This is a genomic window from Lacrimispora indolis DSM 755 (assembly GCF_000526995.1).
GTDB classification, from domain to species: Bacteria; Bacillota; Clostridia; order Lachnospirales; family Lachnospiraceae; genus Lacrimispora; species Lacrimispora indolis.
On the sequence record NZ_AZUI01000001.1, the window covers coordinates 919,868 to 943,235 of the forward strand.

The 23,368-nt window shown below is 45.8% G+C and carries 18 protein-coding genes; 4 read left to right on the plus strand and 14 right to left on the minus strand.

The features are described 5' to 3' along the window. Positions 1–4: 4 nt before the first annotated feature. Genes K401_RS31010 through arcC form a run of 3 tightly spaced genes read right to left on the minus strand, consistent with a single transcriptional unit; the run spans position 5 to position 3,384 of the window. On the minus strand, positions 5–1,366 hold the full coding sequence (locus tag K401_RS31010) for an APC family permease (RefSeq protein WP_051464008.1): 1,362 nt from the start codon (positions 1,364–1,366) through the stop codon (positions 5–7). Positions 1,367–1,376: 10 nt separating this feature from the next. Beyond that, the gene (ptcA, locus tag K401_RS0104420; RefSeq protein ID WP_024291824.1) at positions 1,377–2,405 is read right to left on the minus strand and encodes a putrescine carbamoyltransferase; all 1,029 of its coding nucleotides are present in this window, start codon (positions 2,403–2,405) and stop codon (positions 1,377–1,379) included. A gap of 34 nt (positions 2,406–2,439) precedes the next feature. After that, the gene (gene arcC, locus K401_RS0104425) at positions 2,440–3,384 is read right to left on the minus strand and encodes a carbamate kinase (RefSeq protein WP_024291825.1); all 945 of its coding nucleotides are present in this window, start codon (positions 3,382–3,384) and stop codon (positions 2,440–2,442) included. Positions 3,385–3,665: 281 nt separating this feature from the next. On the opposite strand from arcC, the gene K401_RS0104430 reads away from it, so the two are divergent. Beyond that, entirely contained in the window at positions 3,666–4,682 is a 1,017-nt protein-coding gene (locus K401_RS0104430) for a helix-turn-helix domain-containing protein (protein WP_024291826.1), read from the plus strand. A gap of 43 nt (positions 4,683–4,725) precedes the next feature. On the opposite strand, the gene K401_RS0104435 is transcribed toward K401_RS0104430, so the two are convergent. Then, complete coding sequence (locus tag K401_RS0104435) at positions 4,726–5,961, minus strand: DUF1015 domain-containing protein (RefSeq protein ID WP_024291827.1); 1,236 nt, start codon at positions 5,959–5,961, stop codon at positions 4,726–4,728. 253 nt (positions 5,962–6,214) lie between these two features. Between K401_RS0104435 and K401_RS0104440 the strand changes: the two genes are divergently transcribed. Beyond that, positions 6,215–7,390, plus strand: a complete 1,176-nt coding sequence (locus tag K401_RS0104440; protein WP_024291828.1) for an IS110 family RNA-guided transposase — start codon at positions 6,215–6,217, stop codon at positions 7,388–7,390. 341 nt (positions 7,391–7,731) lie between these two features. On the opposite strand, the gene K401_RS0104450 is transcribed toward K401_RS0104440, so the two are convergent. From K401_RS0104450 to K401_RS0104495, 10 genes are all read right to left on the minus strand, one after another. Then, positions 7,732–8,898, minus strand: coding sequence for a phosphoglycerate dehydrogenase (locus K401_RS0104450; RefSeq protein WP_024291829.1), 1,167 nt, complete (start codon positions 8,896–8,898; stop codon positions 7,732–7,734). 21 nt (positions 8,899–8,919) lie between these two features. Beyond that, the gene (gene serC, locus K401_RS0104455; protein ID WP_024291830.1) at positions 8,920–10,005 is read right to left on the minus strand and encodes a 3-phosphoserine/phosphohydroxythreonine transaminase; all 1,086 of its coding nucleotides are present in this window, start codon (positions 10,003–10,005) and stop codon (positions 8,920–8,922) included. Positions 10,006–10,029: 24 nt separating this feature from the next. Beyond that, positions 10,030–11,709 (minus strand): biosynthetic-type acetolactate synthase large subunit, encoded by a 1,680-nt coding sequence (gene ilvB / locus K401_RS0104460; protein ID WP_024291831.1) that lies wholly within the window; start codon positions 11,707–11,709, stop codon positions 10,030–10,032. A gap of 17 nt (positions 11,710–11,726) precedes the next feature. Continuing rightward, the gene (gene ilvD, locus K401_RS0104465) at positions 11,727–13,388 is read right to left on the minus strand and encodes a dihydroxy-acid dehydratase (protein ID WP_024291832.1); all 1,662 of its coding nucleotides are present in this window, start codon (positions 13,386–13,388) and stop codon (positions 11,727–11,729) included. Further along, positions 13,378–14,493 carry a 3-isopropylmalate dehydrogenase gene (leuB, locus tag K401_RS0104470; RefSeq protein ID WP_024291833.1) on the minus strand — a complete coding sequence of 372 codons (1,116 nt, stop codon included), beginning with the start codon at positions 14,491–14,493 and terminating at the stop codon, positions 13,378–13,380. Before leuB ends, ilvD begins: the two co-directional genes overlap by 11 nt. Positions 14,494–14,855: 362 nt before the next feature. Further along, complete coding sequence (gene lsrF, locus K401_RS0104475; RefSeq protein ID WP_024291834.1) at positions 14,856–15,737, minus strand: 3-hydroxy-5-phosphonooxypentane-2,4-dione thiolase; 882 nt, start codon at positions 15,735–15,737, stop codon at positions 14,856–14,858. 47 nt (positions 15,738–15,784) lie between these two features. Beyond that, positions 15,785–16,936 (minus strand): substrate-binding domain-containing protein, encoded by a 1,152-nt coding sequence (locus K401_RS0104480; RefSeq protein ID WP_024291835.1) that lies wholly within the window; start codon positions 16,934–16,936, stop codon positions 15,785–15,787. A 67-nt stretch (positions 16,937–17,003) separates the two neighbouring features. Continuing rightward, positions 17,004–17,999 (minus strand): ABC transporter permease, encoded by a 996-nt coding sequence (locus K401_RS0104485; protein ID WP_024291836.1) that lies wholly within the window; start codon positions 17,997–17,999, stop codon positions 17,004–17,006. Further along, positions 17,996–18,994: an ABC transporter permease gene (locus K401_RS0104490; protein ID WP_024291837.1), complete on the minus strand. Its 999-nt coding sequence runs from the start codon at positions 18,992–18,994 to the stop codon at positions 17,996–17,998. Before K401_RS0104490 ends, K401_RS0104485 begins: the two co-directional genes overlap by 4 nt. Continuing rightward, complete coding sequence (locus K401_RS0104495; RefSeq protein WP_024291838.1) at positions 18,991–20,526, minus strand: sugar ABC transporter ATP-binding protein; 1,536 nt, start codon at positions 20,524–20,526, stop codon at positions 18,991–18,993. The genes K401_RS0104490 and K401_RS0104495 overlap by 4 nt, the downstream gene beginning before the upstream one ends. Before the next feature lie 307 nt (positions 20,527–20,833). Here K401_RS0104495 and K401_RS0104505 point away from each other — a divergent pair, with 307 nt between their 5' ends. Further along, positions 20,834–21,763 (plus strand): sugar-binding transcriptional regulator, encoded by a 930-nt coding sequence (locus K401_RS0104505; RefSeq protein WP_024291839.1) that lies wholly within the window; start codon positions 20,834–20,836, stop codon positions 21,761–21,763. A 21-nt stretch (positions 21,764–21,784) separates the two neighbouring features. After that, entirely contained in the window at positions 21,785–23,350 is a 1,566-nt protein-coding gene (lsrK, locus tag K401_RS0104510) for an autoinducer-2 kinase (RefSeq protein WP_024291840.1), read from the plus strand. The last annotated feature ends 18 nt before the right edge of the window (positions 23,351–23,368 follow it).

Consider the following 23,368-nt stretch of genomic DNA (forward strand, 5'->3'; position numbering starts at 1 on the left):
TTTCTTATTTTTCTCTTTTTCTGTTTACGATCAGCTCACCAAGTATGAGGAATATCACTGCTCCGATGGTGATGGGAAGGACTCCCGCCAGGGTCTCCGGATCAAAGCTTAATGGAACTGCGGTAAAGACCAGCGCAACGATGATCAGGGTCATTGGGACGAATGCCAGAACCCTTAAAAAGCCATTGCTTCCCGGAACCTTAAAGGGCCGTTCTGTATCCGGATCTATCTCCCTGAGCTTTAAAAAGGCCGGAAATACAGGAATATAGGAAAGCAGAAACATGACCAGATTCAACGCGAAGAAGCACCAGAACAAATCCTGATTGGGTATGAGCGGAGCGATGATCAAAACCGTGCTGGCTACGATTCCATTCATAATGGCGGCGCCAATGGGCATATCATTCTTCTTGCTTCTTATCTTAAATACCGCCGGCATATCCCCATTTTCTGCCGAATAGGCCGCCACATTGTTCACCCCCAGTGACCAGGAAACCATATTTCCAAAAAGTGTGAGCAGAAAACCAATGGCAACCACTGTTACGATGATTCCTCTGGTGCTGCCGGTCAAAAGCTGGACACTTGCAACCAGCCCGGTACTGGTGCTGATCTGGTCGGCCGGAATTGCAACTCCGATTCCGAATGCCATAAAGATATAGATAGCAGCAATGACAATCCCGCCTGCTATAATGGCCTGGGGAATCTGCTTCTTGGGGTTTTCCATATCATCTGCAAAGGTACAAACAACTTCAAATCCAAGGCAGTTAAATAATATAACCGATATGTAGGATAAGCTGTTTAAATTAAAGTTTGGAATCAAGGAAGCCAGGGTATATTCATTTGCAACTCCATGAGTAAGCGCACCATAGATGCCAAGACATCCCAGAATCACTGCTATGAGAATCTTAATGACTGCAGCTCCGTTTAATATCCAGGCACTGTCACAAACCGAAAAAAAGCTGATAAAAACAATGATCCATACAAAGGTAAGCTCTATGATCAAGGACGGGAAAAATCCCAGTTCTCCTCCTGTCAAGAGATTAATGACCTCAGGGAACATAAGCGCCAAAGAAGCCATCCAAAGCGGAAAGTTGATCCAGTAGTACCAGGACACCCTTCCTCCCCATTTTTTACCAAATGCTTTTGACACCCAGTCATATAATCCACCGTCACCCTCATAGGTTGTCCCTAATTCTGAGGAGATCAAGCCATATGGCAGCAAAAATGCTATTAAGAGGAAAATCCACCAGAAATACTGGGAATTACCAATTGCTGCCACCGGACTTGCTGCTTCTGCCACAAATACAACGCATATTACCGTCATTATGGCATCAATTAACCGAAATTTCTTCTTTGGCGCATCAGACATAATTCTCCCCCTATCTGATATTTCTATCGTCCATGAATTTCTCCAACTGTTCCTTAGCTGCTGCAACTTTAAGCGGGCTTGGCGCCTGCTCTCTCTGATACTGTGTCAGATAAACAAGCAGACCTCTCATTGCTGTTAAGCGGTTTCCTGCCTCTAAGAACGCAATGGAGCTGTCGCTGTCAAGAACCTCATCAGTCACGTCTTCCCCTCTGGTAGCTGGCAGGCAGTGCATGAATTTGCAGCCGATATTGCCCAGAGACATTAAATCTCTGTTTACCTGATAATCCTTAAATGTAGCAACCCGCTCTTCCTTTGGAGTCTCGTTTTCATACAGTCCGTACCACACATCTGTGTAAATGAAATCTGCTCCCTTTACGCTGTCACGGTTATCGGTTACTTCCCATGTACCGCCGGAGATCCTGCAGTTCTCTTCCATGATCTTCTTGTGCTCTTCTAAAAGCTGATTGTTCTTTGGGCCGTAATGAACAAAATGCATACCAAGCTTTGTTGTGATAAATCCGAGAGAAGCACATACCTGGGTTCCGTCTCCTACGAAAACAACCTTGCAGTCTTCCAGTTTTTTGCCCCTTGGAAGATGCTCTGCGATTGTACAAAGGTCTCCGATTTCCTGAGTCGGATGATTGTAGTCACTCATACCATTTAATACAGGGATGGTGCATGCTTTGGCTAACTCCATCACAGTGTTATGTTCAACCACTCTGGCCATTACCACATCGATCAGCTGGGAAAGCACTCTTCCTGTATCACCGATGGTTTCATGTCCGCCAAGCTGGATCATTCCAGGCCCTAAATACTGGGCATGCCCGCCAAGCTGCTCCATAGCTGTTTCAAAGGAAACACGGGTCCTTGTTGAGGACTGCTGAAAAATCATTCCCAGTGTTTTTCCTTTTAACAGCGGAGGGTTATAGCCTGCCTTAATGCTTCTTTTAATTGCCAGAGACAGTTCAATGATGTCTAATAACTGCTCCTTGGTGAAATCGTTGGTGTCAATAAAATGTGTAATTCCGTTTGCTTTCATGGTAAAGTCTCCTTATATAAATTTTTATTGTAAATCAGTTAAAAGTGAATATGGTTCCTGTCCTTCCGTCCAGCGCTTCTACCGCATTGTCAAGGGAGGTGATGATCGCACGTTTTGAAGGATCGGACCTTACAAACTTCATGGCTGCCTGAACCTTTGGAAGCATGCTTCCCGGAGCAAACTGTCCTTCCTCACAATACCGTTTTGCTTCCATAAGGCTTAGATGATCCAGATTCTTCTGATCCGGTTTCTTGTAATTGACTGCCACCTTTTCCACTTCCGTCAAAATCAGCAGGATATCTGCTTCCACCTGTTCTGCCAGAAGCTCTGCTGCAAAATCCTTATCAATCACTGCTGCCGTTCCATGGAGGGCACCGGCTGCGTCTTCAATGACCGGAATTCCGCCTCCTCCGCAGGTGATGACAATTGCCTTTGGCCATAACTCCTTTACCGCCTCAATCTCCACAATCTTTTTAGGAATCGGAGATGCAACCACTCTGCGGTATCCCCGGCCGGCATCTTCTTTCATAACGTATCCCTTTTCTTCTTCCAAAGCGTGAGCCTCTTCTCTGGTATAGAAAGGCCCGATGGGCTTGGTTGGATGATGAAAAGCCTGATCCTGTTCATCTACAATCATCTGGGTAGCGATGGTGACAACAGGAAAGTTCTGATTCCTCTTATTGAGCGCATATTTCAGGCCCTGCTGCAAATGATATCCGATATAACCCTGGGACATTGCCCCGCATACATCAAACGGCATAGGCGGTGTTACATCTTTTGCAGTTTCAGATGCCAGCAAAATTCTCCCTACCTGAGGTCCGTTCCCATGTACTATGGCCATCTCATATCCTCGTTCATTTAATTCTGCTATATACTCGCAAGTCTTATGAACGACTTCAAGCTGTGCCTTGGCAGTTGCTTCTCCCTTTCCTGACTGCAGCGCATTTCCGCCTAAGGCAAGGACTATTTTCTCTGCCATCAGTAAAACCTCCTTTTTTGCTTTGCTGTGATTTTTGTGATCTGCTCTTTCAGGGGCGTCCTCACAAGATGAAAATAGCAGTTTCAGCACCGGTTGAGAATGCAACCAAAGGTGGATATTTATATCACTTTTAACTCTAATCCACATAAACTCTCCTAAACTTTTATGCATTGTGCACTAAAAAATGGACCTCTCATGAAATTTTGCAGTTGAAAAAACTTTTTTATTTGTTATACTGATGTTGGACAACATGAGGACGTACAATAGGCAGGAGACAGGTTATGGAAAAAGAAATCGTATTCATTTACAATCTGATTTTGATCACGGTATACTCTGGTATCCTTTGGATGTCTTTCTCCCTTCTTTTTAATGGGAAAGAAAAAATCCTTTTATGGATAGGCATTATATTCGGAGCAATTTTAGTGGATGATATTGTGATTTTTGCGTCAGAAATGTTTGAGAATTTTGCAGAATCTTATAACAGGATTTTTATGATCGTTCCCACCCATAAGACCATGATCTACCTGATCCTGTCACTGGGATACTTAACGATCTTCAAACGGCTGTTAAACAGAACGATTACCTACCGTGATTATGGAATCTTAGCAGTATACGTGACCTTCATGCTCTTTGTTCCGGCCATGGACAACAGCGCCTGGAAAATATGGCTCTATTTCCTCCCAAGCCAGCTTTACAACGCCTATATAGGAGCGGAGTGCTTAGGGATAATAAAAAAGAATCCTGAGGAATATCAGGATCCTTTCTTTAAATGGTGTAAAAGACTTTTTTATATCACTGTTCTCATGAATATCCTCATCATTGTGGAAGATACCATAGTAATTTTTAATTTTGATACTTATTCAAAATATTATATCAATATGAACAACCGGAGCTTTACCTCGGATATTCTGTATTTTATGTACGCCCTGTTTTCTGCCGGATATCTTATGTATTACCTGAAAATATTATTAAAGAATAATACCATTGTGGAAGAGGTGACAAGCCAGACCCGCGGAAATCTTCCCTCTGATATTGAAGAAAGCATTCTGTTTCATTTCAGCGAGATCTACCACCTGACCGCAAGGGAAAGGGAAATCTTAAGAGTTCTTCTGATGGACAAAACCAACCAGGAAATAAGCGAGGACTTATATATCTCCCTGGGAACAGCTAAAACCCATGTCCATAACATTTTTCAAAAAATAGGAGTCGTAAAACGTCCTCAGCTTTTAGAGGTCTATGACGTCTACCGCAGAGACCAGCTAAAACAGGAGCCTGAAAAAGAAACGCCGTCCCCATAAGTTTCACCTGCCGGGGACGGCGTTATTTTCGTGTTTTTCCCAGTTATAATAAGTGGATAAATAATCCGCTGCGCAGCTTTGGCTCAAACCAAGTAGATTTGGGCGGCATTAAAAGCCCTGCATCTGCCACGGAAAACAATTCATCAATGGAAGTGGGATACATGGAAAACGCTACCTCCATATCCTGGCTGCACCGTTTTTCCAGCTCCTTAAGTCCTCGGATCCCTCCGATAAAATCGATTCTCTTATCCGTTCTGGGATCTTTGATCCCCAAAACAGGGCCTAGCAGATTGTCCTGAAGGATGGATACATCAAGGCCCTTTACCGGGTCTGAGGATTTTAAGGAATTAAATGCTTTTAAACAGTACCACTTCCCGTTTAAATACATCCCAAAGGTCCCTTTTTCCAAAGGTGCAAAGGCCTCTGTTCCCATACAGGATACTTCAAAGAGCTGTCCTGTCTTATGAAGGAACTCCTCTTGTGAAAGGCCGTTTAAATCCTTTACCACACGGTTATAAGGCATGATCATCAGCTGATCGTCGGGAAACAGCACGGACAGGAAGTAGTTAAAAGGTTCTTCCCCCCTATAGCCCGGATTCTCCTCACGCCGTTTAAGTCCTACCTTCACGGCGGAAGCCGCTCTGTGGTGGCCGTCTGCTATATAAGTGGAGGGAATCCCATGAAAAGCCTCTTGGATCAGGGAGATTTTGCCTTTTTCATGGATCCGCCATACCCTGTGGCTGATCCCGTCTTCCGCAACAAAGTCATATAATGGCTCAGTACTTGTTACAGAATTAACGATCCCGTTGATCCCTTCATCGGACCGGTAAGCCAGGAAAATGGGACCTGTCTGGGCATCTGTGGTATCCACATGGCGGATCCGGTCCACTTCCTTTTCTTCTCTTGTATTTTCGTGCTTTTTAATAACTCCGTTTACATAATCATCAATGGAGGAACAGGCCACCAGTCCGGTCTGTTTTCTTCCGTCCATGGTCAGTTCATAAATATAGTAGGCTTCCAGAGGATCTGCCTCAAAAATCCCATCCTTTATCCAGTCTTTTAACATTTCCCCGGCTTTTTCATATACACGGTCATCGTAGATGTCCACATCATCGGAAAACTGTGTTTCCGGCCTGTCAATGTTTAAAAACGACCTTGGGTTGGCTGCCGTTACCTGACAGGCCTCCTTACGGCTGTACACGTCATAGGGAAGAGCTGCCACCTGATGGGCATACCCCTGGCCCGGTCTGACGCAAGGGAATGGTTTTACAATCGCCATAATATCTCCTTGTATTATATAGTCATAGCTTTTCTTTACCTTTTCTTAGGTATGAGCTATGCTGTTTTAGATACTGTGGATTAGTTCATTTCTCCTACCACTTGATGGTTTAGTAAAGGCTCTAACCACAGTCTCTTTGTTCACTTGTTAATCAGTTAGATACCGCATGACGGTTTATTTAGAACAAGGTTACAATCGCAGAGAGCCACCGTGGTCTAAAACAGTATCAAATTCATTTAATAGGAGTTTCGCTATGATATACGCAGGGATTGATGTTTCCAAGGATAAGCATGATTGTTTTATCACCAACTCAGATGGGAAGATTCTCTTTAAATCCTTTACCATTCCCAACAACCGGGAAGGTTTTGAGGTCCTCTATCAGAAGATCACTTCCACTACAGATGATTTAACCAATGTAAAAGTAGGCCTTGAAGCCACTGGACACTACAGTTATAACATCTTGGGCTTTCTTCTTGATAAAGGTCTGACCACCTTTGTTATCAATCCGTTACATACCAGTCTTTTCAGAAAAAGTCTAAGCCTTAGAAAGACGAAAACGGATAAAGTTGATTCCCATACGATTGCTACAATGCTTATGTCTGATGTGAACTTAAAGTCCTACTCAGACATATCTTACCACAACGAGGAATTAAAGTCACTAACCCGTTACCGTTTTGATAAAGTCAGGGAGCGCGCCAAGCTTAAAACTTCTGTTTCCCGTCTGGTTACGATTCTTTTTCCTGAACTGGAAAAGCTGGTTCCCACTCTTCATATGCCTTCCATTTCCGCTTTACTAAGCGAATTCCCCGGTGCTTTTCAGATTGCTTCTGCTCATCTTACCAGACTGACCAATCTGCTTTACGAAACCTCTAAGGGTCGTTACGGCAGAGACAACGCCATCCTGTTCAGGGAAACAGCCAGAGCCTCTATCGGTTCGAATATGCCTGTAAAATCTCTGGAACTGAAACACACCCTAAAGCTGATAGGTGAATTAGATGCCGAAATTGATGAAATCGAACAGGAAATAAAACGTATCATGGATGAACTCCATTCCCCTATTCTTACGATTCCTGGAATCAGTTACCGGATGGGCGCCATGATTCTAGCTGAAATCGGTGATTTTTCCCGTTTTGACTCTCCTGATAAGATTCTTGCCTATGCTGGATTATCTCCCTCTACCTACCAATCCGGACAGTTGGAATCTTCTCATTCACATATGGAAAAGCGTGGTTCCAGGTATCTGCGCTACGCACTTTTTAATGCTGCTAAATTTGTCTGTAAGTGGGATCCGGTATTTGCCGCCTATCTTGCAAAAAAGAGGGCGGAGGGTAAGCATTATAACGTTGCTGTTTCTCATGCTGCGAAGAAGCTGGTCAGAGTCATTTATCGGTTAGAAAAATCGGGACAGGCATACAACAAAGTCTCTTAACTTTTCTGTTTAATAATTTTCTTTTTGAGCACCTGTAAAGATGCTCTGTTTGTCATGCGGTTTTCAAGGTACTGATTTACTTGAAATGCATTTCTGCAATTCATTCATAAACTTTCTTTTTTAGACTTGACTTTTAATAGTTAGTCTTTACTTGCTTACCAGTTCTGCCATGCAGAAATATGTATAGAATTTGTACTTAGTGAGCAAGCTCACACGTACAAATTTTATACATGTTTCTATAGGGCGGACGCCCGACATGAATCATTTAGCGGCCTGTCTATTTCCCTTGAGGAAATAACTTCTATCCGCTGAATGACGAATGGCATGGCAGAACCCGAACTCTATTTAATGATTCTTACCCTGACCACACCCTTGATGTTTTTCAGCTTCTGTATGCTATCTTCATCAGGAACACTCTCCAGATCAAGCATGGTATAAGCGTACTTTTCACGGCTCTTGTTGGTCATGTCGGAGATATTCACATCCCCTGCCGCCAGGGTTCCTGTGATCTGCCCGATCATGTTGGGGATATTTAAGTGAAGCACTGCAATGCGGCTGGCCGCCTTGCACACTCCCATATCACAGAAAGGAAAGTTTACGGAATTGCGGATGTTGCCGTTGTCAATATAATCCATGATCTCTTCTACAGCCATCTTTGCGCAGTTATCCTCAGATTCCTCCGTAGAAGCGCCTAAATGAGGAATGACTAGGGCTCCTTCCATGTGAGCAGACTTTGGATTTGGGAAATCAGTCACATATTTTCTTACCTTGCCTGACTGTAAAGCCTCTGCCATATCATCTTCGTTCACCAGAACATCTCTTGCAAAATTCAGGATCACAACACCATCCTTCATATGATCAAGGACAGATTTATTCACCATTCCCTTTGTGGAATCCACCAGAGGAAGATGAAGGGTTATGTAATCGCACTCCTGGAAAATGGTATCCGCAGAGGTGATGTGCTTGATGTTTCTGGAAAGCTTCCATGCCGCGTTTATGGAAATAAAGGGATCATATCCATAGACGTCCATCCCTAAGTAAGAACAGGCATTTGCCACCTCCGTACCAATGGCTCCAAGGCCGATAACACCCAGCTTCTTTCCCCTGATCTCGCAGCCTGCAAAAGCCTTTTTGGCTTTTTCTGCAGATTTTGCAATATTTTCATCGTCCTTATTATCCTTGCACCAGCGGACGCCTCCCACAATATCCCTGGAAGCCATCATAAGGCCTGCGATGACCAGTTCCTTTACTCCGTTGGCATTGGCTCCCGGCGTATTGAATACCACAATCCCTTTTGCAGCACATTCCTCCAGGGGAATGTTATTCACCCCCGCTCCGGCTCTTGCAATGGCTAAAAGGCCCTCAGGAAGCTCCAGTTCATGCATGGAAGCGCTTCGGACAAGAACTCCGTCCGCTTCATTGATGTCATTTGTTAATGTATAATCGTCTGTCAGCAATACGGTTCCGCAATTAGAAACCGCATTGAGGCAATGAATTTTTTTTGTCATAATTCCTCTCCTCCAAGTAAGTCATTTCCCATGCTTTTCTTCAAAATCCTTCATAAAGGAAACCAGCTTTTCTACACCTTCCATTGGCATGGCATTGTAGATGCTGGCACGCATACCGCCAACGCTCCTGTGGCCCTTTAAGTTTTCAAATCCTGCTGCCTTTGATTCCTTTACAAACAATGCATCCAGTTCCTCATTTCCGGTGACAAAAGGAACATTCATCAGGGAACGGTCCTCCTTTACCACAGTACCGGTAAACATCTGACTCTGATCCAGATAATCATAAAGGAGGGCAGCCTTCTTTTCATTGAATTCCTTCATGGCCTCTAAGCCGCCCCGCTTCTTCAGCCACTGGAATACCTTTCCGCAAATGTAGATCCCATAGGCCGGCGGCGTATTGTATAGAGATTTCTCGTTGGCATGGGTTTTATAACGAAGCATGGTAGGAGTTCCGGGAAGCACATCTTCTGTGATTAAGTCTTCCCGGATGATAGCAATGACCACGCCTGCAGGCCCTACGTTTTTCTGGGCGCCTGCAAAAATCAGGCCGTACTTTGAAACGTCAACGGGTTCCGATAAGAAACAGGAGGAGAGATCAGCTACCAGTGTTTTTCCCTTTGTATTGGGCAATGTTTTGAACTTTGTACCATAAATCGTGTTGTTTTCACAGATATAAACGTAATCCGCATCTTCAGAAATGGGAAGATCCGAAACCTCCGGAATATAGCTGAAGGTTTTATCAGCGCTTGAAGCAATTGCATTGGCCGTACCGTAAAGCTTTGCTTCCTGGTATGCCTTTTTTGCCCACTGTCCCGTGATAATGTAGTCTCCCACCCGGTTCTTGAATAAGTTCATGGGAACCATGGCAAACTGCTGGGAGGCTCCGCCCTGTAAAAACAACACCTTGTAATTGTCCGGAATCTTTAATAAGTCCCTTAAATCCGCCTCAGCATCGCCGATGATGGTCTCAAACATTTTAGACCTGTGGCTCATCTCCATGACGGACATACCGCAGCCCCTGTAATCCAACATCTCTTCCGCGGCTTCTCTTAAGACATCTTCCGGCAGCACGGCTGGCCCTGCGGAAAAATTGTACACTCTGCTCATATCTCTTCCTCCTCATACTTTTATCTAAAACTTTAAGTCTTCCGCGTCAAACGCATCCTGAATCGGCGCTCCCGGAGATACCATGGGGAATACCTTGTCATCACAATGGATCTGACATTCTATAACAACAGGAACGTTTAACTCAATGGCTTCTCTGAGAGCAGGCTCAAACTCATCCTTACCGGTCACCCGGTAAGCCTTGGCTCCCAGCCCCTCCGCTACTTTTACAAAATCTACCTGGTCATTAAGTACTGTATGTGAATACCGCTTTCCATAGAACAGGGTCTGCCACTGGCGGACCATGCCCAGTACCTGGTTGTTTAAAACCACCTGAATGATGGGAATATTGTAGCGGGTAGCTGTGGCGATCTCATTCATATTCATGCGGAAACACCCGTCTCCTGCCACGTTAATGACTGCCTTATCCTTGCAGCCCAGCTTTGCTCCAAGGGAAGCTCCCAGACCGTAGCCCATGGTTCCAAGGCCGCCGGAGGAAATGAAGCTTCTGGGGTATTTATATTGATAGAACTGGGCAGCCCACATCTGATGCTGGCCTACCTCCGTCGTGATGATGGCATCTCCCTGGGTAACCTCATAAATCTTTTCTATAATATAGGGGCCGGTCAGGATACTCTTGTCAAAGCGCATGGGATACATATCCTTTAAGCGGTCAATGTGGGCCAGCCATTCTTCATGGTTGATAGGATCTAACCGTGCATTCAGCTTCTTTAAGATCACTTTTACATCGCCGATCACGCTGGCATAAGTCTTGACGTTCTTATTGATTTCCGCCGGATCCACATCAAATTGAAGGATCTTCGCCTTTCTGGCAAACTTGGCGGCATTACCTGTCACCCGGTCACTGAACCGGGCCCCCACAACGATCAATAAGTCGCATTCCGTGATTCCGAAATTTGAGGTCTTGGTCCCGTGCATTCCCACCATTCCGGTATATAATTCGTCGGTTCCGTTAAAGGCCCCCTTTCCCATCAGACTGTCCGCAACAGGGGCCTGGATCTTGTGGGCAAAAGAAGAAAGCTCTTCTGAAGCATTGGCTGCAACTGCGCCTCCTCCTACGAAAATATACGGTTTCTGGGATTTCCGGATCAGCTGCAGGGCATTTTCCAAATCTTCCTCTGTTATGGTATCCTCCTGCCTTTTGATGGGCTCCGGAGTTACATATTCATAGTCATAGTTTGCTGCGGTCACATCCTTTGTGATATCCACCAGCACAGGGCCAGGCCTTCCAGTCTGTGCGATCTGGAATGCCCGGCGGATGGTATCCGCCAGTTTTGTTATATCTTTAACAATGAAATTGTATTTGGTAATAGGCATGGTCACGCCGGTGATATCCACCTCCTGGAAGCTGTCACGTCCAAGAAGGTTTACAGCCACGTTACAGGTAATGGCCACCATTGGGATTGAATCCATAAAAGCGGTGGCGATTCCGGTCACCAGGTTGGTTGCCCCAGGGCCTGAGGTTGCCAGACAGACACCTACCCTGCCGGTGGCTCTCGCGTATCCGTCGGCCGCATGGGCTGCCCCCTGTTCATGGGAAGTGAGGATATGGGTTATCTCATCCTGATGCTTATAAAGGGCATCGTATATATTTAAGATCGTACCGCCGGGATACCCGAAAACAGTATCAACCCCCTGTTCCTTCAGGCATTCGATTACAATCTCTGCTCCATTCAATGTTTTCATAGGCTGCTCCTTTTCCTTTATATTTCAAGAATTGCTCCACGGCTTGCCGGGGCTGCCATAGCCGCATAGCGGGCTAAGTATCCTGTAGTCACCTGAGGTTTCCTTGGCTGCCAATTGGCCTTTCTTCTTGTCATCTCATCGTCAGATATGTTTACATCCAACCTGTGGTTGTCAATATCAATGGAAATAATGTCTCCTTCTTCCACCAGGGCAATGGGACCTCCCACCGCTGCTTCCGGACATGCATGCCCAATGGAAGCGCCTCTGGAAGCGCCGCTGAAACGGCCGTCAGTGATCAGGGCCACCGTGGAACCAAGTCCCATGCCTGCAATGGCTGAGGTTGGATTTAGCATCTCTCTCATGCCGGGGCCGCCTTTGGGTCCTTCGTAGCGGATAACAACCACATCTCCTGCCACGATCTTTCCTCCCTTAATGGCATCTATTGCATCCTCTTCACAGTCAAAGACTCTTGCCGGACCATCATGCTTTAACATTTCAGGCGCTACGGCGGAGCGCTTTACCACCGCGGAATCAGGAGCCAGATTTCCTTTTAATATGGCGATGCCTCCTGTCTGGCTGTAGGGATTTTCCACAGGCCGGATCACTTCATGATTCCTATTTACACAATTCTTTATATTTTCTCCAACCGTTTTTCCTGTCACGGTCATACAGTCTAATTCCAGAAGTCCCAGCTTGCTGATCTCGTTCATAACAGCGTAAATTCCGCCTGCTTCATTTAAATCTTCCATATAAGTAGGCCCTGCCGGAGCCAGATGGCAAAGGTTGGGGGTCTTTGCGCTGATCTCATTTGCGATCTCCAGATTCAAATCCACACCCGCATCATGGGCGATGGCGGGAAGATGGAGCATACTGTTGGTGCTGCAGCCCAGGGCCATATCCATGGTCAGTGCATTGCGGAAGGCTTTTTCCGTCATAATGTCACGTGGACAGATATTCTTCTTAAGCATTTCCATAACAGCCATTCCTGCATGCTTTGCCAGTTTCAGCCTTTCCGAATAAACCGCCGGAATGGTTCCGTTACCTTTCAGTCCCATTCCCAGGACCTCTGTCAGACAGTTCATGCTGTTGGCCGTATACATACCGGAACAAGAGCCGCAGGTGGGGCAGGCATGCTGTTCATATTCCCTCACATCCTCTTCAGTCATGTTTCCTGCAGTATAAGCTCCTACCGCCTCAAACATGCTGGAAAGGCTGGTCTTATGGCCATGCACACGCCCAGCTAACATTGGTCCGCCACTGACGAACACTGTGGGTACATTAATGCGGGCCGCTGCCATTAAGAGTCCGGGTACATTCTTATCACAGTTGGGTACCATGACCAGGGCATCAAAGGCATGGGCCTTTGCAAGGCATTCCGTGGAATCCGCAATTAAGTCCCTGGTGACCAGAGAGTATTTCATACCAATGTGTCCCATGGCAATTCCGTCACAGACCGCAATGGCCGGAACCATGACCGGGGTACCGCCTGCCATGGCAACTCCCATTTTAACGGCATCCACCATTTTGTCCAGGTTCATATGGCCTGGTACGATTTCATTATAAGAACTGACAATACCGATCAGAGGTCTTTCCATCTCTTCCTCTGTCATTCCCAGCGCGTTAAACAGGGAACGGTGAGGCGCCTGCTGCATCCCTTTTTTTACTGAATCACTTTTCATCTGCTGCACACTCCTTTTCTTTTTTAATCCGTTCCGCAATTCTGTCTCCCATTTCTGCGGTCGAAACTTTTTTACATCCTTCTGAATAAATGTCTGCCGTCCGGTATCCTTCTTTCAGCACCTTTTCCACTGCTGACTCCACCGCTGCTGCTTCCCGGTCCAAATCAAAGGAAAAGCGGAGCATCATGGCTGCGGAAAGAACGGTGGCTATGGGGTTTGCAATATTTTTTCCCGCAATATCCGGGGCAGAGCCGTGGCTTGGTTCATACATTCCAAATTTACTTTCATTCATGCTGGCTGAAGACAGCATCCCAATGGAGCCTGTGATCATGCTGGCTTCATCGGACAGGATATCACCGAACATGTTTTCCGTCAGGATCACGTCAAACTGTCCCGGATTCATCACAAGCTGCATGGCGCAGTTATCAACCAGCATATGGGACAGGGCAACTTCCGGATAATCCTTTGCCACCTCTTCCACCACTTTTCTCCAAAGCCTGGAGGAATCCAGCACATTCGCCTTATCCACGCTGGTCACTTTTTTCCGGCGTTTCATGGCAATATCAAAGGCCTTAACGGCGATTCTTCTTATTTCATTTTCATTATAGGCAAGGGTATCCACGGCAGTCATGACACCATCCACCTCTTCGGTGTGCCGCTCTCCGAAATACAGGCCGCCTGTCAGCTCTCTCATGATGACCATGTCAAATCCGTCTCCAATGATCTCCTTTTTTAAAGGGCAGGCATCAGATAGCTCTTTGTACAAATAGGCCGGACGGATATTGGCAAATAAATTAAGACCCTTACGGATAGCAAGTAGCCCCGCTTCAGGTCTCAGATTCGGTGCCACATCGTACCATTTTGAATTTCCCACATTTCCGCCGACTGCTCCGAGGAGAACGGAATCACTGTTTTTTGCTGTTTTGAGAGCTTCCTCTGTTAAAGGAACTCCATGGGTATCAATAGAAATGCCGCCCATCAATACTTCTGTATACTGAAAGTCATGACCGTATACACTTCCCACCTTATCAAGGACCTTTCTCGCTTCTCCAATGATTTCAGGCCCGATCCCGTCGCCGGGAATCACTGCAATATTGTAATTCATCTCTGCCTCTCCCTCTATGTCACTGCACTATGCTGATAAAAGGCAGTATTTTTACTGCCGTCCATCCGATTATCGAAGGCGCTTTATGCTTTCGATAATATATTTCTTCTCATAATAGAACATTTATCGGGATTTTTCAACTAAAATAAAATAATTTTCGGGAAAAGACTATATAAGATTGGAATTGAAACTATAAACATAGGTTATAAAAGAGGCATTTCATATGAGTTATTTGATAAATATGGAAAAGCCCTGTCCCTTCTAAACTGCTATGCGCAAAAAAAGTGCGTCTTATTCCGGCTTTCGGCTTATACCGTTTCAAGACGCACTATTAACTATCCTTTTTAACTATACCTCTGCATTTATTGATGAATCATGTCCTGATAAAACTCATAAGCTTCCTTCGCAGTAAAACCTTCGTGCACGATCCTGCGGACAGCTGCGCTCATCTCCACAGGGTTTTCACTCTGGAAGATATTTCTTCCCATATCAACTCCTCTTGCACCCTGGCTGATGGACTGGTACGCAAGCTCCAGTGCTTCTTTCTCAGGAAGTTTCTTCCCCCCTGCCACTACAATAGGTACCGGGCAGGCAGATACCACTTCTTCAAAGTTTTCACAATAGTAGGTTTTTATGATATTGGCTCCTAACTCTGCCACAATACGGGTAGCCAGCTTAAAGAAGCGGTCTGTTCTCTCCATCTGCTTTCCTACTGCCACAACTCCCATAGTAGGTATGCTATAGCGCACACCTAAGTTCACCGCTTTTGACAGATTATCAAGGCTTGAAAGCTGACCTTCCGCTCCGATAAAGGTTTGAACGGCCATACAATCCGCATTCATACGGATCACATCTTCAATATCAACAGCGAGAACCTCATGGGACAAGTCCTCATCAAGCATGGAAGAACCGGAGGTGACGCGAAGTGCAATGCCTTTTCTTCCCTCTGCAGGCACACAGCTTCGCAGCGCCCCTCTTGTTCCCATTAAAACATCAATGTTGGGAAGCAGCTTGGGCACCACTAAGTCCAAACGCTCCAGACCGGCAACAGAACCCATAAAGTATCCATGGTCAAATGCAAACATGACCGTATTCCCGCTGCTCTCATCAAAAATATTCGATAAATGCTTTTTCATTCCCCAATCCAGTTGATTGGCTCCTTTTACATAAAAAGGCTTATTATTTGCAAAGAGTACATCCTTATAATAATTATGTGTTACTTTTATTCCTTCCAGATCTGCCATGTTCATTCTCTCCTTTTACTGTCATTGCACCCAGCGGTTTGGCCGGATTAAAAATCATAGTTATTCATATTGTCTTTATTAAATACCGTGCGCTCCGGAAGGAGAACGACTCCATTGTTTACCTCACCGGTAGTGGCTCCCTCAACCAGACAGTCATTGGGCATTACTTCCACAGCGCCGATCTCCGGTATGTCAATCTTATCTCCTACCTTTACCTGATTTCCCGCAGATAAATAGGCGGCAAGATAGCAGCCAATAGCACCCTGAACCTGGCAGTCCCAAAGTCCCCACTGCTCGATCACACCTGCATTGCAGTAATCCTTAATGGACATGGGAGAAGCAAAACCGGTGATGGTCACATCTTCTTTTGTAATTCCTTTGTTCTGAGCCGCCTTACACTGACCCGGAAGTGCTGTAGAGTCATTGCAGATAATCAAATCAATATCCGGATTGGCTTCCAGAATGGAGGCGCCGATGGATACTGCTTTTTCTGCATCCTGTTCGGAATAATAATTATTGGGAGCAACATTCACCCAATTGGGAAAAGTCTCCTTTATATAAGCCTCTCCCGCAACCTGCCAGGAGTTCTGATCTGCCACGGTTGCCTGGGAATAGTGCCAGCAGTACTTAATCCCATCCGCTTTGACATCCTTCCCCCTATTTGTTAAAGAGTCCGCCCCCATATCTACAAGCATTTTGCCAAGCATCTCTGGCGTTCCCTGGGAAACCATCAAGGTGCGTGCCGTATCAGAAACATCGGAATCCCATGTGACCACGGTCAGGCCTGCATCACTTGCCTCCTTTAATGCAGAGTCAAGTCCCGTCGCATCTACAGAGGAAACACATAAGGCATCCACTCCGCTTGCCACCGCATTGTTGATTACCTGAACCTGGTCTGCTACGGCCGCATTGGCGCTTCCCTGATAATCAACGGTAATTCCCCAGGATTTTCCGTATTTCTGGGCTCCCGCATTGGCTGATTCAAAAAATGCATTACCCGTCAGCTTTGGAATAAATGCCACTGTTTTTCCGGAAATATCGGTAGAACCGGCATTGCCCGTGCCTTCTTCCGCTTTAGATTCTGTTTTTGTTTCCCCACCGGCTGCCTTGGTTGTGTCAGTAAGTTTTTCCGAACCGCTGCAGGCAGACAGTGACGCCGCCATCAGTCCCGCCAATACAAATGCCATTGCTTTTCTCATAAAAAATCCTCCTTTAATATGCTTTATATAGTTTTATAATGATAAGGTTTTCCCCTCATTTTATCAGTCACTTCCGCTCTCTTTTCAGAAAACGTGCTCTCAAACCCGGATTATTCAGGAATGCCCGTCCCGTCACTACTGCCAGAAGGAGAATCCCTGCCGGAATGTCCAGATACTGCTGGCTCACCTTAAAGCACAGCGGAAGTCCGAATCTTAAAGTCCCGATCACCACTGCGGCAAGTGCCGTCCCAGGTACACTTCCTTTCCCTCCTGTACTTAAGGTACCTCCCAGAACCACTGCAGTAATGATGGGGAGGGTCAGTGTAGAACCAATATCGCTTTTTGCCGTACCAAGATAAGAGGTAAGGATAATTCCGGCCACAGCCGCACTGATTCCGGAAAGAATATATGTACTCATGATAATAAGCTTTGTATGAATGCCTGAATATTCCGCTGCATTGGGATTTACCCCCACCAGAAATACCTGTCTTCCATATCTGGTCTTATGCAGAAGAAAATAAGCCAGTACTGCCAGGATCAGAAATATGATAACCTGGCTTGGAATGACGCCAAACAGCTTTATTTTAGAGAGCCTTAAAAAACTATCCGGGAAACCGCTGATCCCTTTGTAGCTTTCTGTTGCTGACAAATTTGACACCATCAGCGCAACCCCGGAATACAGAAAACTCCCTCCAAGAGTAACCACCATGGGCTGCACACCGCAGTATGCGATAAAATAGCCGGAAAGAGCGCCGCACAGTCCCGCAGCAGCTATGGCAGCCAGGGAAGCCGCCCAGATATTCACTCCCCCATCCTGCCAGGCAACTCCCATAATAATGGAAGAAAGCCCTACAATGGAACCGGCCTGGATATCAATCCCTCCCGTAATCATGACAAAGGTGACAAACAGCGAAATGATACAAATGGAAATAATGTCATTCATACTGCCAAACAGCACTCTGGGCATAAGGAATTTGCTGTTTTTTGACGCAAAGACAACAATTTCCAGAATCAAAATCAAGAAAAGTGCAAATTCCCACTTTTTCCAGACAGAAGCTTTCATTTCTTCTCTCCTCCTTTTCCACCAGTCCTGGCAGACAAGATCCTGCGGCGGTTTTTCTCAGCCGCCCGGTTCTGCGCCACGGTATTGATTACCACAATGGTCAGCAGCATAATGCCGGTGATGGTATTGTCATAATCGGAAGAGAAGCCAAGAAACACAAGGATTCTGCTGATGGAGGACATGATTACCGCACCGATGGATGCACCTGCCAGGCTTCCAATTCCTCCATTTAAACTTAAGCCCCCCAGAACACATGCCGCAATTGCCTTCATCTCATATCCGTTACCTGCCGTAGGCGTAATAAAACCAATGCGGGACGCATAAATCATACCTGCAGCAGAAGCAAACATACCGCACAGGACATATGCCATGATTTTCGTTTTATCTGCCGGAATTCCAACCAGGGTTGCACCGGCTTCATGATCCCCCACTGCGATAAAATATTTTCCCTTTTTGGTCTTCGTCAAAACGAGATGGACAATCAAAACCATAACAACTGTCATGGCATAAAAAACCGTCAGATTTCCCATAAGCATGCGGTTTGACATTCTGGTAAATGCAGCCGGAAGATTCTCAACCCAGGCTCCCTTTGTGTATACATAAATCAAGCCCCGTACAACACCATTAACACCCAGTGTAAAAATCAGAGATGGAATGTGAAATATCGCTACCCCCACCCCATTGACCAGTCCGGCCAGAATGCCGATGATAAGGGCAGCCGCGGCGGCTGTTATCACTCCATAACCGTCCCTTAAAAGTGTAGCTCCGACGGCTGCCGATAAGCCCAGTACCGCCCCAATGGAAACATCGATTTCCCCTGTCAGGATGACAAATGCGATTCCTGCTGACAGAAGCGTAAATACAACGCTGTCATTAAAACAATTCCATATGACTGCCGGCTGCCAGAAACTCCGGTTAACCAGGCCTACCAGAAAAATCAGCCCCGCCAGAAACAGAAAACTGTTTAACTCACGGACTTTTCCAATTTTCTTCATGCCCCCACCTGCTTTCCTTCCGTCACCCCAAAGGAGGCCGCCATAAGGCTTGCCTGACTGATCTCACATTTGCTCAGTTCTCCCTTAAGCCTTCCCTGAAAGACCACAACCGCCCTGTCTGAAAGCTCCACGATCTCTTCCATATCAGAAGAAATCAGCATGACCGCAACTCCCTGCCTTTTCAGTTCATGGATAATTGCATACACATCGCCGCGGGCCGCCGCATCGATTCCCCGTGTCGGCTCGTCCAAAATCACCAGCCTTGGATTTGTAGACAGTGACCGTCCAATGACTATTTTCTGCTGATTGCCTCCGGAAAGACTTCCCGCCGCCTGATCCTGGCCCGTAATCCTAATACGAAAGTCCTCCACATATTTCCGGGTGATTCCCCGCTCAGTCCTTGTGTTTAAGAATATCCGCCCAAGAGCTTTCCCCGGAACTAAGGCAGAGGTAGTATTTGCTGCCACATCACTGATTCCGAACAGACCATTTAAGCGGCGGTCCTCCGGTACATAATTAATACCGGCTTTTAAAATTTCCCTGGTAGAGAGGCCTGTCACATCTCTTCCATCCAGAAAAGCTTTTCCGCTAAGAACCTTATCTTTTCCAAAAATCGTAACTGCAAGCTCGGTACGCCCAGCCCCCACAACTCCTGCAACTCCAAGAATCTCTCCAGGGTAGATCTTAAGGTCCATATCCTTGAATCCGTAACCCGAGTAGCCTTTTAATTCAAATACCGGTTTCAGTTCAGAATAGTCCAGATCAGAAGATTCCTTTTTTTCACATTCCTTCTGCCCATCCATATTGGCGGGAAGCAGCCCCTTAACCAGCATTTCTCTGGTAAAATCTGAAGTCCTTCCCTTTAATGTAATCACTCCGTCTCTCATAATTGCCACATGGGTAGCAATCTGAAATACCTCAGCCAACCGGTGAGTAATATAGATGATACCTATTCCTTTCTTTTTTAAATCCTCCACAATCCGGAAAAGGCTTTCCACCTCATCAAAGGTCAGGGCGCTGGTGGGTTCATCTAAAATAAGAAGCTTTGCCTGTCTTAACAACCCTCTGAGAAGCTCCACCAGCTGCTGCTCCGCTATGGAAAGGCTCATAGCCTTCCGGTCGGTGTCCAGGTGCCAGCCAATCTCATCCATGATCTGGTGCAGACGTTTTCGAAGAATGGCCGTATTTTCATGAAAACCAATGAGAATGTTCTCCTCAACAGTCATGTTTGGAAACAGCATGGGTTCCTGGGGAACCATATAAATCCCTTTTGCAAGAGCAACAGACGGCTTAAATACCGAAAGTGTTTCCCCGGCTACCGTTACACTTCCGGCATCCGGCTGATATATGCCCATAATAATCTTCATCAAGGTACTTTTTCCTGCTCCGTTTCCGCCGATCAGCGCAAGGACTTCTCCCTCTCTCACGCTTAAATCAATTCCTTTTAAAACAGCATTGGAGCCAAATGATTTAACAATATCGCTGACAGAGAACAATACCTGTTCCAAACGGGCTGCTTCAGACTGCTTCATATTTCCTCCCACCCATCAAAGTTGATATTTTTGTTTCATATGCTAACTTTTGTTTCATGTCCACATCATACATGATATAGCCCGTATTGTCAATAGCCTTTTCCAAAAGCATGGTGATTTTATACGAAATTTCTCATTATATCTTCTATGTTTTATCAAAATTACCACACATATTTTTGTGATGTTTTATTTGTTTTGGCACTATTGACATATAGATCTTCCTTTGCTATACTAAGTACAAATTCAAACATTTTATCATTACAAAAACATTTGTTTAGAACGAATGATACGAATAGGAGACCAAGACATGAATTATGAAGATTCCCTTATTATCAAAACAGCGTGGTATTATTATATAGAAAATATGACCCAGCAAAAAATCTCGGAAAAACTCGGAATATCCCGTATGAAAGTGATTAAGCTTCTGGAAAAAGCCAGACAGGACGGTGTGATACAGTTCCAGATTTCCCAGGAACGGAGCCGTCACTTAAAAATCGAGCAAGAAATAATCCGCAGATGGAGTTTAAAAGATGCGTTTGTAGTTCCCTCTGCCCCTGATGTCTCCTGCCTAAACGATACCATTGCCAAAGCTGCCGCCATGTACATCAGTGACCGGATCACAGAAAACACATACGTCAACATCGGATACGGAGATACCCTGGGCAGGGTAATCAATCATCTGGCCAACATAACGGAAGCACCTCTTTCTGCCGTATCTTTAACAGGAGGTGTCAGCTATTATCTTCCAAATGCATTTTCCAGCAGGTTTAACGCAAAGCTGTTTCTTTATCCCGCTCCTCTGGTTGTTTCAACCAAAGAGCTATGCAATGCCATGCAAAACGAACCTTCCATACAGGAAATATCCCGTATGGTGAACCTGGCTTCCATGACCGTGGTAGGCATAGGGGGAATCAAAGAAGATGCAACCATAATCAAGAATGGAATTTTTACGAAAAATGACTTTCTCTACCTGTCCATGCAGGGAGCCGTAGGCGATATCCTCAGCCATTTCATCGATGCAGATGGAAATCCCGTCCATACTGATATTGAGGACCGGCTGTTAAGCACATCTCTTGCAACCTTGCGCACCCTGCCCAATGTAATTGGGGTCGCCGCCGGAGACAGTAAAGTCAGAGCCATACGCGCTTCTTTAAAGGGCGGTTATTTAAATGTGCTGATCACAGATGAACAAACAGCAATAAAACTGATGGAAGAAGATCCTGATTCGCCGAAATGAAAATAGAATGGAGGAATGGATATGTCATCAAATTACCTTTTAGCTATTGACGCAGGCACTGGAAGTATTCGTGCAGTACTATTTGACCGTAAGGGCAATCAGCTCTCCTGTGTTCAGGAGGAATGGGAACACAGGGAGGATCCTAAGTATCCGGGGAGTATGGATTTTGACTGGGAAAGGAACTGGGAGCTTGCCTCCTCCTGTATCCGCAGGGTCTTATGCTCAAGTACCGGCGAACCTTATGAGATAGCCGCCATCTCCACTACCTGCATGAGAGAAGGTATCGTTCTTTACGACAAAGACGGAAAAGAAATCTGGGCCTGCGCCAATGTAGATGCCCGGAGCAATGATGAAGTAAAACAGCTGATTTCCAGCGATCCAGAACTGGAACGCCTCCTCTATTACGAAACAGGACAGTCTTATGCCCTGGATGCCCTTCCCAGGCTTCTATGGGTAAAGAATAAAATGCCGGATATTTATGAACGGATTGCATACATTGGTATGTTCAACGACTGGCTTATGTTTAAGCTGACCGGAATCCTGGCCGTAGAGCCAAGCAACGGATCTACAACCGGACTATTTGATTTAAAGACCCGCCTCTGGAATCCAAAGATTGCCGGGCGATGCGGATTACGAACGGATATATTCCCCCTTGTAAAGGAATGCGGAACAGTAATCGGGAGAACATCTTCTGACTGCACAGGCCATACAGGACTGCCGGAAGGAATTCCGGTTGTCGTAGGCGGAGGAGATGCCCAATTAGGTTGTATAGGAGTAGGTGTTGTGCATGTAGAGGAAGCCGCATTATTCGGAGGCAGTTTCTGGCAGTACGAATACAATACAGACAAGCCAGACACAGACCCTGGCTGCCGTGTCCGGGTAAACTGTCATGCCATACCAGGCATATGGCAATATGAAGCCCTCGCCTTTCAGCCGGGACTTGTCATGCGCTGGTACCGGGACAGCTTCTGTCATGCAGAAAAAAGGCTGGCAGATCAAACAGGAAAGAGTGTCTATGACCTGATGAATGAGGAAGCAGAAAAAATACCGGCAGGCTGCTACGGCATGATGTGCACTTTTTCAGATGTGATGAACTTTATAAACTGGAAACATGCTGCACCAACTTTCTCCAACTTTGAACTGGATCCTCAGAAATACAACCACTATACCTTCTACCGGGCGATTTTAGAAAATACGGCTTTGGTTACAAAGGGACATTTAGAACTGGTTCGGGAGGCCACCGGCCATCTTCCAAAAGAAATCACATTTGCAGGCGGAGCCGCAAACAGCTCTCTCTGGGCCCAGATCCTCTCAGATGTTCTGGGACTCCCTGTAAAGGTTCCCAAAGTAAAGGAAGCCACTGCGCTGGGTGCTGCCATCCTGGCAGGATATGGGATCGGCATGTATCAGGATATTGCTGAGACTGCAAAAGAACTGGTAACCATAGAGCACCAGTTTATGCCAAACATGGAGAATCATAGAATTTATTGTGGGATTTATAAAAACTGGAGAGAATTTTACCAAGCCCAGCTGCTTCTTTGTGATCGTAAAATCACAAAGAATATGTGGATTGCACCTGGCTTATAAGTGAAGAAAAAGGAGAAA

What these genes read in the sequence shown, in the direction of transcription:
- K401_RS31010 (WP_051464008.1), bottom strand. Translation starts at nt 1,366, where the DNA reads ATGTCTGATGCGCCAAAGAAGAAATTTCGGTTAATTGATGCCATAATG.
- serC (WP_024291830.1), bottom strand. Translation starts at nt 10,005, where the DNA reads ATGAGCAGAGTGTACAATTTTTCCGCAGGGCCAGCCGTGCTGCCGGAA.
- K401_RS0104495 (WP_024291838.1), bottom strand. Translation starts at nt 20,526, where the DNA reads ATGAAGCAGTCTGAAGCAGCCCGTTTGGAACAGGTATTGTTCTCTGTC.
- K401_RS0104435 (WP_024291827.1), bottom strand. Translation starts at nt 5,961, where the DNA reads ATGGCGATTGTAAAACCATTCCCTTGCGTCAGACCGGGCCAGGGGTAT.
- K401_RS0104490 (WP_024291837.1), bottom strand. Translation starts at nt 18,994, where the DNA reads ATGAAGAAAATTGGAAAAGTCCGTGAGTTAAACAGTTTTCTGTTTCTG.
- K401_RS0104485 (WP_024291836.1), bottom strand. Translation starts at nt 17,999, where the DNA reads ATGAAAGCTTCTGTCTGGAAAAAGTGGGAATTTGCACTTTTCTTGATT.
- K401_RS0104430 (WP_024291826.1), top strand. Translation starts at nt 3,666, where the DNA reads ATGGAAAAAGAAATCGTATTCATTTACAATCTGATTTTGATCACGGTA.
- ilvD (WP_024291832.1), bottom strand. Translation starts at nt 13,388, where the DNA reads ATGAAAAGTGATTCAGTAAAAAAAGGGATGCAGCAGGCGCCTCACCGT.
- ilvB (WP_024291831.1), bottom strand. Translation starts at nt 11,709, where the DNA reads ATGAAAACATTGAATGGAGCAGAGATTGTAATCGAATGCCTGAAGGAA.
- K401_RS0104480 (WP_024291835.1), bottom strand. Translation starts at nt 16,936, where the DNA reads ATGAGAAAAGCAATGGCATTTGTATTGGCGGGACTGATGGCGGCGTCA.
- ptcA (WP_024291824.1), bottom strand. Translation starts at nt 2,405, where the DNA reads ATGAAAGCAAACGGAATTACACATTTTATTGACACCAACGATTTCACC.
- lsrF (WP_024291834.1), bottom strand. Translation starts at nt 15,737, where the DNA reads ATGGCAGATCTGGAAGGAATAAAAGTAACACATAATTATTATAAGGAT.
- arcC (WP_024291825.1), bottom strand. Translation starts at nt 3,384, where the DNA reads ATGGCAGAGAAAATAGTCCTTGCCTTAGGCGGAAATGCGCTGCAGTCA.
- K401_RS0104450 (WP_024291829.1), bottom strand. Translation starts at nt 8,898, where the DNA reads ATGACAAAAAAAATTCATTGCCTCAATGCGGTTTCTAATTGCGGAACC.
- K401_RS0104505 (WP_024291839.1), top strand. Translation starts at nt 20,834, where the DNA reads ATGAATTATGAAGATTCCCTTATTATCAAAACAGCGTGGTATTATTAT.
- K401_RS0104440 (WP_024291828.1), top strand. Translation starts at nt 6,215, where the DNA reads ATGATATACGCAGGGATTGATGTTTCCAAGGATAAGCATGATTGTTTT.
- lsrK (WP_024291840.1), top strand. Translation starts at nt 21,785, where the DNA reads ATGTCATCAAATTACCTTTTAGCTATTGACGCAGGCACTGGAAGTATT.
- leuB (WP_024291833.1), bottom strand. Translation starts at nt 14,493, where the DNA reads ATGAATTACAATATTGCAGTGATTCCCGGCGACGGGATCGGGCCTGAA.